The organism is Pseudomonas sp. UBA6699 (assembly GCF_002454615.1).
Classification (GTDB): Bacteria; Pseudomonadota; Gammaproteobacteria; order Pseudomonadales; family Pseudomonadaceae; genus Aquipseudomonas; species Aquipseudomonas juntendi.
On the sequence record NZ_DKJF01000055.1, the window covers coordinates 18,572 to 28,066 of the forward strand.

5 protein-coding genes are annotated in these 9,495 nt (G+C 63.9%); 3 read left to right on the plus strand and 2 right to left on the minus strand.

What is annotated here, in order from left to right; all coding sequences use genetic code 11:
- Positions 1-35: 35 nt before the first annotated feature.
- Positions 36-2,435: a xanthine dehydrogenase molybdopterin binding subunit gene (xdhB, locus tag B3361_RS10595; RefSeq protein ID WP_182336662.1), complete on the minus strand. Its 2,400-nt coding sequence runs from the start codon at positions 2,433-2,435 to the stop codon at positions 36-38.
- Positions 2,428-3,882: a xanthine dehydrogenase small subunit gene (gene xdhA / locus B3361_RS10600; protein ID WP_286920203.1), complete on the minus strand. Its 1,455-nt coding sequence runs from the start codon at positions 3,880-3,882 to the stop codon at positions 2,428-2,430. The genes xdhB and xdhA overlap by 8 nt, the downstream gene beginning before the upstream one ends.
- Positions 3,883-4,150: 268 nt before the next feature.
- On the opposite strand from xdhA, the gene B3361_RS10605 reads away from it, so the two are divergent.
- From B3361_RS10605 to zipA, 3 genes are all read left to right on the plus strand, one after another.
- Entirely contained in the window at positions 4,151-4,810 is a 660-nt protein-coding gene (locus B3361_RS10605; RefSeq protein ID WP_009683923.1) for a GntR family transcriptional regulator, read from the plus strand.
- Between the two features lie 3 nt (positions 4,811-4,813).
- Entirely contained in the window at positions 4,814-8,302 is a 3,489-nt protein-coding gene (gene smc, locus B3361_RS10610; protein WP_154211625.1) for a chromosome segregation protein SMC, read from the plus strand.
- Positions 8,303-8,507: 205 nt separating this feature from the next.
- Positions 8,508-9,401: a cell division protein ZipA gene (gene zipA / locus B3361_RS10615; RefSeq protein ID WP_054881417.1), complete on the plus strand. Its 894-nt coding sequence runs from the start codon at positions 8,508-8,510 to the stop codon at positions 9,399-9,401.
- The last annotated feature ends 94 nt before the right edge of the window (positions 9,402-9,495 follow it).

Sequence of the window (9,495 nt, forward strand, 5' to 3'; positions counted from 1 at the left end):
GCGACACAAGGCCGCTCCTACAGGGCCTTGCGTTGTCAGTGGGTGACGGTTTCCAATTCCTGTTCAGACGGTTGCTGCTGGGCCACCGCCTTTCGCATCTGCTCACACCCCCACAACACCCGCTCCGGCGTTGCCGGCGCGTCGATGTTCGGCTGCACGCGGTAGTCGGCAAGGCTCGCCACGGCATCCTTGATCGCGCACCAGGCGGCAATGCCGAGCATGAACGGCGGCTCGCCCACGGCCTTGGAGTGGAACACGGTGTCTTCCGGGTTCTTGCGGTTTTCCACCAGCTTCACGCGCAGGTCCAGTGGCATGTCAGCCACTGCCGGAATCTTGTAGCTGGCCGGGCCGTTGGTCATCAGCTTGCCCTTGGCGTTCCACACCAGTTCCTCGGTGGTCAGCCAGCCCATGCCCTGGATGAAACCGCCCTCTACCTGGCCAATGTCGATGGCCGGGTTCAGCGAGTCACCGACATCGTGCAGGATATCGGCGCGCAACATCTTGTATTCACCCGTCAGGGTGTCGACGATCACCTCCACACAGGCAGCGCCGAAGGCGAAGTAGTAGAACGGCCGGCCACGGGCCTGGCTGCGGTCGTAGTAGATCTTCGGCGTGCGATAGAAGCCCGTGCTGGACAGCGACACCTGGGCAAAGTAGGCCTGCTGCACCAGCTGCTCGAAACTGACGATCTGATCGCGCACCCGCACATGGCCGTTGCGGAACTCGACGTCTTCCTCGGTCACCTGGTAGTGCCGTGCGGCAAACTCGGTCAGGCGCTTCTTGAGGATCTCGGCCGCGTTCTGCGCCGCCTTGCCGTTCAGGTCGGCACCGCTCGAGGCGGCCGTGGGCGAGGTGTTGGGCACTTTGTCGGTATTGGTGGCGGTGATCTGGATACGGCTGAAATCCACCTGGAAGATCTGTGCCACCACCTGCGCCACCTTGGTGTTCAGGCCCTGGCCCATTTCGGTGCCGCCATGGTTCAGGTGGATGCTGCCATCGGTGTAGATGTGGATCAGCGCACCGGCCTGGTTGAGGAAGGTGGCGGTGAACGAAATGCCGAATTTGACCGGGGTCAGGGCCAGGCCTTTCTTCAGCACCGGGCTGTTGGCGTTGAAGCGGCGGATCGACTCGCGGCGCTCGGCGTAGTCGCTGCTGGCTTCCAGCTCGGCGGTCATCTCTTCGAGCATATTGTGCTCGACGGTCTGGTAGTAATGGGTGACGTTGCGTTCGGTCTTGCCGTAGTAGTTGGCCTTGCGCACCGCCAGGGGGTCACGGCCCAGGTGGCGGGCGATATGGTCCATCACCTGTTCGATGGCAACCATGCCCTGCGGGCCGCCAAAGCCGCGGTACGCCGTGTTGGAGGCGGTGTTGGTCTTGCAGCGGTGACCATGCACCGTGGCATCGCCCAGGTAGTAGGCATTGTCGGAGTGGAACATGGCGCGGTCGACGATCGAGCCAGACAGGTCGGGCGAATAGCCACAGTTGCCGGCCAGGTCCAGATTGATGCCATGCAGGCGCCCATTCTCATCGAAGCCCACGTCGTACTCGACGTAGAACGGGTGGCGCTTGCCGGTCATGGTCATGTCTTCGACCCGCGGCAGGCGCATCTTGGTCGGCTGGCCGGTCAGGCGCGCCACCACCGCGCACAGGCAGGCCGGGCTGGCGGCCTGGGTTTCCTTGCCGCCAAAGCCGCCGCCCATGCGGCGCATGTCCAGCACCACCTTGTTCATCGGCACGTCGAGTACTTCGGCGACCAGCTTCTGCACTTCGGTGGGGTTCTGCGTGGAGCAGTAGACGATCATGCCGCCATCTTCGGTAGGCATCACCGAGGAAATCTGCGTTTCCAGGTAGAAATGCTCCTGGCCACCGATGTGCAGGGTGCCCTGGAGGCGGTGCGGGGCGCTGGCCAAGGCGCTGGCGGAGTCGCCGCGCTGGTGGGTGTGGCTGTCGAGCACGAAGTGCCGCTTGCGCAGCGCGTCGACCACGTCCAGCACCGGCTCCAGGTCCTCGTACTCGACGATTGCGGCCATGGCCGCCTTGCGTGCGGTGTCCAGGTCACGTGCAGCCACGGCCAGCACCGGCTGGCCGAAGAACTCGACCTTGTCGATAGCCAGCAGCGGGTCACCCGCCACCACCGGGCCGATGTCTTTCAGGCCAGGGATGTCTTCGTGGGTGATGGCGATGCGCACGCCCTCGAAGGCATAGCACGGCGCGGTGTCGATGCGCAGGATGCGCGCATGGGCACGGTCGGCGGTGCGGGCATAGACGTGCAGCTGGTTGGGGAATTCCAGGCGGTCGTCGATGTACAGCGCCTCGCCGGAGACATGTTTGTCGGCGCTGTCGTGCTTGACGCTGCGGCCAACCCCGGTGGTCAGGTGCTGGCTGAACAGTTCGGCCATCTCGGCCTGGCTCTTGGCTACATGGTGGTTAGACATAAGCGGTCACCCGGGTTTCGATGTGCGGCGATTGCTGTTCGATGAAGTACTTGCGCAGCAGGTTCTGTGCAGTCAGCAGGCGGTATTCCTTGCTGGCGCGGAAGTCGCTGAGCGGGGTGAAGTCTTCGGCCAGGGCCTGGCAGGCACGCTCGATGGCCGCCGCGTTCCAGGGTTTGCCGCGCAGCGCGGCTTCGCAGGCGCGCGCGCACTTGGGTATCGCTGCCATGCCGCCGAAGGCGATGCGCACACCGCTGACCACCCCGTCCTCGATGCTCAGGTTGAAAGCGCCGCACACGGCGGAGATGTCGTCGTCCAGGCGCTTGGATACCTTGTAGGCACGGAACGCCCAGTCGCGGCTGGCGCGTGGCACGATGATCTTCTCGATGAACTCGCTGTCCTGGCGGGCAGTGATGCGGTAGTCGATGAAGTAGTCCTCCAGCGGCATCACCCGTTGACGCTCACCCTGGCGCAGCACCACCTGCGCATCCAGGGCGATCAGCAGGGGTGGCGAGTCGCCAATCGGTGAGGCATTGCCAATGTTGCCACCGAGGGTGCCCTGGTTGCGGATCTGCAGCGAGGCGAAGCGGTGCAGCAGGGCGCCGAAGTCGGGGTACTCGTCGTTCAGGGCGCCGTAGCAGTCGGTGAGCGGGGTTGCGGCGCCGATTTCCAGGTGGCTGGCGGTTTTCTCGATGCGTTTGAGTTCGGCGACGTGGCCCACGTAGATCATCACCGGCAGGGTCTTGTGGAACTGGGTGACTTCCAGGGCCAGGTCGGTACCGCCGGCCAGCAGCCGCGCCTCTGGGTGCGAGCTGTACAATTCGGCAAGATCCGCCACGGTCAGTGGCACCAGGCAGCGCTTGTCGCCGCTGTTCAGTTCACCGGTCTGGGTGGGGGCAATGGCCTTCAGGCGGCTGATGGTATGCGCCTGCTGGGCATCGAACTGGTCGCGGCAAGGCTGGCGGCAGCTCTGCTCGGCGGCGTCGAGGATCGGCCGGTAGCCGGTGCAGCGGCACAGGTTGCCGGCCAGGGCCTCCTGGGCTTGGTGCAGGTCGGCGCCGTCGCTGTTCTTTTGCAGGGCAAACAGCGACATCACGAAGCCGGGTGTGCAGAACCCGCATTGCGACCCATGGCAGTCGGCCATGGCTTGCTGCACGCTGTGCAGCTGGCCCTGGTGCTTGAGGCCCTCGACGCTGATCAGCTGCTTGCCATGCAGCGACGAGACGAAGGTCAGGCACGAGTTGAGGCTGCGGTAGCGCAGGCTGTCGTTGCCCTGTGCGTCCTGGGTCAGTTCACCGACCACCACGGTGCAGGCGCCGCAGTCACCGCTGGCGCAGCCTTCCTTGGTGCCGGGTTTGCCCAAGTGCTCGCGCAGGTACTGCAGCACCGTCATGTTAGGGTCCAGGGCGTGCTCACTACGCAGCTCCTGATTGACGAGAAACTGGATCACGGGGATGGCCTCGCAATGGTTTTATTGTTGTTGGGCGGACTCTAAGCAACACCTGTCCAGCAGGTCAATATTTTTCTGACCCAAAGGTCAAGAAATTGCGCATGGTCTCGCCCAACCCTGTTCATTGCCCATATTGCAAGCATAGATCGCGCCGGGCCCGCGGTTGTCTGCTGGGTCAAATAAACCGCCTGCCCCCTCTGCGCGACCAATGGTCAAGTGCGCTACACTTCGCCCCTTGTGCCCAGTTCAATGATTTTGAAGGAAAACCATGACGTTCAAGGCCCCGGACAGCCTCTCCGAGCAGATTGCCGATTACCTGGCCGAACGCATTATCCGCGGCGAGCTGGCGCCCGGCGAGCGCATTCAGGAGCAAAAGGTTACGCAGGCACTCAATGTCAGCCGCGGTTCTGTGCGCGAGGCGTTGCTGATTCTCGAACGCCGCCACCTGGTGGCGATCTTGCCGCGCCGCGGTGCCCATGTCACCGAGCTGGACGAACGCAGCGTGCGCAGCCTGTGCGCGCTGATGGGCGAGTTCTATATCCTGCTGGGCAATGCGGTTGCACAAAAATGGCGCACCGAAGCCGACCTGCGCCCGTTTCTGGAGATTCAGCAGCGGCTGCAGCGCGCCCACGACCGGCTGGACATCAAGGCTTTCGTCGGTGACAGCTTCGCGGTGATGCGCGCCGCCTATCCGTTCGCCGATAACCCTTTCTTGCAGGAAACCGTGGAAAACCTGCAGCCGGCCATGAGCCGTGCCTATTATCTGGCGCTGGACCAACGCCAGGCCAACATGATCGATTACCTCGACCTGTTCGCCCGCCTGCTCGAAGCGGTGGTCGCCCGTGACCTGCCGCACATTCGCGAGGTGCTTACCGCTTACTGCCAGCGCAGCTGCGAACTGGTGCTGGCGGCACTGGCCCGAGGCTGACCGATGCGCCTCAAATGCATTCGCCTGGCCGGCTTCAAGTCGTTCGTCGACCCGACCACGGTCAATTTCCCCAGCAACATGGCGGCCGTGGTCGGCCCCAACGGCTGCGGCAAATCCAACATCATCGACGCGGTGCGCTGGGTGATGGGCGAGAGCTCGGCGAAGAACCTGCGCGGCGAATCGATGACCGACGTCATCTTCAACGGCTCCAGTGGGCGCAAACCGATCAGCCAGGCCAGCATCGAGCTGGTCTTCGACAACAGCGAAACCACCCTGGTCGGCGAGTATGCCGCGTACGCCGAAATTTCCATCCGCCGCAAGGTCACCCGCGACGGGCAGAACAGCTACTACCTGAACGGCACCAAGTGCCGCCGGCGCGACATCACCGACATTTTCCTCGGCACCGGGCTGGGGCCGCGCAGCTACTCGATCATCGAACAGGGCATGATCTCCAAGCTGATCGAGGCCAAGCCCGAAGAGTTGCGCAATTTCATCGAGGAAGCCGCCGGCATCTCCAAATACAAGGAGCGCCGCCGCGAAACCGAGAACCGTATCCGCCGCACCCAGGAAAACCTGGCACGCCTGACCGACCTGCGTGAAGAACTGGAACGCCAGCTCGAGCGCCTGCACCGCCAGGCCCAGGCCGCGGAAAAGTACCGTGAGTACAAGGCGCAGGAGCGCCAGCTGAAAGCGCAGCTGTCGGCCTTGCGCTGGCGCGACCTGGACGAGCGGGTACGCCAGCGCGAGTCGGTGATCGGTGACCAGGGCGTGGCCCACGAGGCACTGGTGGCCGAGCAGCGCAACGCCGATGCCAGCATCGAGCGCCTGCGTGACGGTCATCACGAGTTGTCCGAGCGGTTCAACCAGGTGCAGGGCCGTTTCTATTCGGTGGCCGGTGACATTGCCCGGGTCGAGCAGAGTATCCAGCACGGTCAGCAGCGCCTGCGCCAGTTGCAGGACGACTTCAAGGAGGCCGAGCGCACCCGTTTGGAAACCGAGTCGCACCTGGGGCATGACCGCACCTTGCTGGCGACCCTGGGCGAAGAGTTGGCCATGCTCGAACCCGAGCAGGAAATGACCCTGGGCGCCGCCGAAGAAGCTGCGGCGGCGCTGGAAGAGGCCGAGCTGGCCATGCACGGCTGGCAAGAGCAGTGGGACAGCTTCAACAGCCGCTCTGCCGAACCGCGCCGCCAGGCCGAAGTGCAGCAGGCGCGCCTGCAGCAGTTGGAAGCCAGCCTGGAGCGCCAGGCTGAGCGCCAGCGCAAGCTGGGCGAAGAGCGCGAGCAACTCGGGAGCGATCCGCAGGACGCCACCCTGCTGGATCTGGCCGAACAACTGGCCAGCAGCGAAATGTTGCTGGAAGAACTGCAGCTCTCCGAAGAACAGGTGGTCGAGCGTCTGGAAAGCGCGCGCGGGCAGTTGCAGCAGGCTACCCAGGCCCAGCAGCAGGCACAGGGCGACCTGCAGCGCCTGGGCGGCCGCCTGGCATCCTTGGAAGCGTTGCAGCAGGCAGCCCTGGAGCCGGGGGCGGGCGCCGCAGACTGGCTGCAGGGCCAGGGCCTGCAGCAACAGCCACGCTTGGCTGAAGGCTTGCGGGTAGAACCGGGCTGGGAGCTTGCCGTAGAAACCGTGCTCGGCGCTGACCTGCAGGCCGTGCTGGTGGACGATTTCAACGGCCTCGATTTTGCCGGTTTGGAACAAGGCGAGCTGCGCTTGCTGCAGGCCAGCGATGCCAGCGCGTCGTTGCCCGGCAGCCTGCTGGAAAAGGTCGAAGGCGGTGTCGATCTGGCACCCTGGCTGGGTCAGGTCATGCCTGTCGAGGACTTGGCCCAGGCGCTGGCGCAGCGCACAGCGCTTGGCGACGGGCAGAGCCTGGTCAGCCGCGATGGCTACTGGGTTGGCCGGCACTTCCTGCGGGTGCGCCGTGGCGGTGAGGCCGAAGGCGGAGTGCTGGCGCGTGGCCAGGAAATCGACCGCCTGGGCCAGGAACAACTGCAGCAGGAAGCGGCGTTGGAACAGCTTGAGCAACAGTTGCAAACCCTGCGCGAGCAGCAGCTGGACCTGGAAGAACAGCGCGAGCAACTGCGCCGCCGCAGCCAGGAAGAAAACCGCCTGCACGGTGAACTGAAAGCCAGCCTCTCGGCCAGCCGTGCGCGCGCCGAACAGGTCGAGCTGCGCCGCCGGCGCTTGCAGGAAGAACTGGCCGAACTGGAAGAACAGCGCGCCCTTGAGCACGAACAACTGGGCGAAGCCCGCCTGTTGCTGCAAGAGGCGGTGGAGCTGATGGCCCAGGACACCGAGCAGCGCGAGCAATTGATGGCCCGCCGCGACGCCCTGCGCGAAAGCCTCGACCGGGTGCGCCAGGAGGCCCGCCAGCACAAGGACCACGCCCACCAGCTGGCCGTGCGGCTGGGCTCGCTGCGTGCGCAGCATGACTCCACCCGCCAGGCTCTGGAGCGCCTGGAGCAGCAAGCAGCAAGGCTGACCGAGCGCCAGGAGCAACTGAGCCTGAACCTGGAGGAGGGCGAGGCACCACAGGAGGAGTTGCGCCTGAAGCTCGAAGCGCTGCTGGAACTGCGCATGAGTGTTGACGAGGAAATGCGCCTGGCGCGCCTGCACATGGACGAAGCCGACCGCGAATTGCGCGAGGCCGAGAAGCGCCGCACGCAGGCTGAGCAGCAGGCGCTGTTGTTGCGCGGCCAGCTGGAGCAGCTGCGGCTGGAGTGCCAGGGCCTGGATGTGCGGCGCAAGACCCTGCAGGAGCAGCTGCTGGCCGACGGTTACGACCTGCAAGGGGTGCTCGCCACCCTGGAGGCCGATGCCAGCGAGCAGGGCACCGAACAGGCGCTGGAGCAACTCGAGGCGCGTATCCAGCGCCTGGGTGCGATCAACCTCGCCGCCATTGAGGAGTACGAGCAACAATCCGAGCGCAAGCGCTACCTGGATGCCCAGGACGCCGACCTGGTGGAGGCGCTGGAGACCCTGGAAAACGTCATTCGCAAGATCGACAAGGAAACCCGCAACCGCTTCAAGGATACCTTTGATCAGATAAATGCCGGATTACAGGCACTTTTCCCAAAAGTTTTCGGTGGTGGCAGCGCTTATCTGGAACTGACGGGCGAAGATCTACTCGATACAGGGGTGACGATCATGGCGCGACCGCCGGGCAAGAAGAACAGCACCATCCATCTGCTGTCCGGCGGCGAAAAGGCACTGACCGCATTGGCGCTGGTGTTTGCCATCTTCAAGTTGAACCCCGCACCGTTCTGCATGCTCGACGAAGTCGATGCGCCGCTGGACGATGCCAACGTCGGGCGCTACGCGCGCCTGGTCAAGGAAATGAGTGAGAGCGTGCAGTTCATCTACATCACCCACAACAAGATTGCGATGGAGATGGCCGATCAACTGATGGGGGTAACCATGCATGAACCCGGTTGTTCACGTCTTGTTGCAGTTGATGTGGAGGCCGCCATGGCCATGGTCGATGCGTGATGTGCGACGATGCGGGCACTTTCTCCAACGAAATGCCCCCGTCATGTGCGACAGACGGTGTAAAGTTGTCTTTGGTCGTGCTAGCTTAATGTCACTCGTTTATTGCGTGGGTAAAACGCCTGTCAGAACATAGAGTTGGCGCCACGTGTTAAAGGGCTTTGAACCCTTTGTTTTCAAGCATATTTTTATAGAGGCACGGGATTACATGGAAATCGGTCTGCGCGAGTGGCTGATCCTCATCGGCATCATTGTCATTGCCGGTATTCTTTTCGACGGCTGGCGCCGCATGCGCGGCGGCAAAGGCAAGTTGAAATTCCGTCTGGACCGCAGTTATTCCAACCTGCCGGACGAAGAGGGCGGCAGTGCCGAAGTACTCGGCCCGTCGCGGGTACTGGATACCCATAAAGAACCGGAACTGGACGAAAGCGACCTGCCTTCGCTCAGCGCCTCGGCGCGTGACCGCGAGCGCGAGCCAAAGCCGGCCAAGGCCAGCAAGCGTGGCAAGCGCGCCACAGCCGCGGCCGATGTGCAGCAGGGCGACCTGGGCCTGAGCGCCGAGCCGCGCGAGCCCGACCTGTTCACCGACAGCGACGACGACTTCGCCGCCGAAAATACCCGTGGCAACCCGGCGCCCGCTGCCAGCAGCAGCGTCAAGGAGCTGCCACCGGCCGAAGAGGTGCTGGTCATCAGCGTCATTTCCCGCGACGAGGGTGGCTTCAAGGGCCCGGCATTGTTGCAGAACATTCTTGAAAGCGGCCTGCGCTTCGGCGAAATGGACATCTTCCACCGCCACGAAAGCATGGCCGGCCACGGCGAAGTGCTGTTCTCCATGGCCAATGCGGTCAAGCCTGGTGTGTTCGACCTGGACGACATCGACCATTTCAGCACCCGTGCGGTGAGCTTCTTCCTCGGCCTGCCTGGCCCACGTCATCCGAAGCAGGCCTTTGACGTGATGGTGGCGGCCGCGCGCAAGCTGGCCCATGAACTGAACGGTGAGCTCAAGGACGACCAGCGCAGCGTGCTGACCGCCCAGACCATCGAGCACTATCGCCAGCGCATCGTCGAGTTCGAGCGCCGTGCGCTGACCCAGAAGCGCTGACAGATCCAACGAAAGAGCAGCCTGAGGGCGTGCTGGCCGGTTCGGGTGTTGTTACCTGTTCCGGCCTTGTCGCCGGCAAGCCAGCTCCCACAAG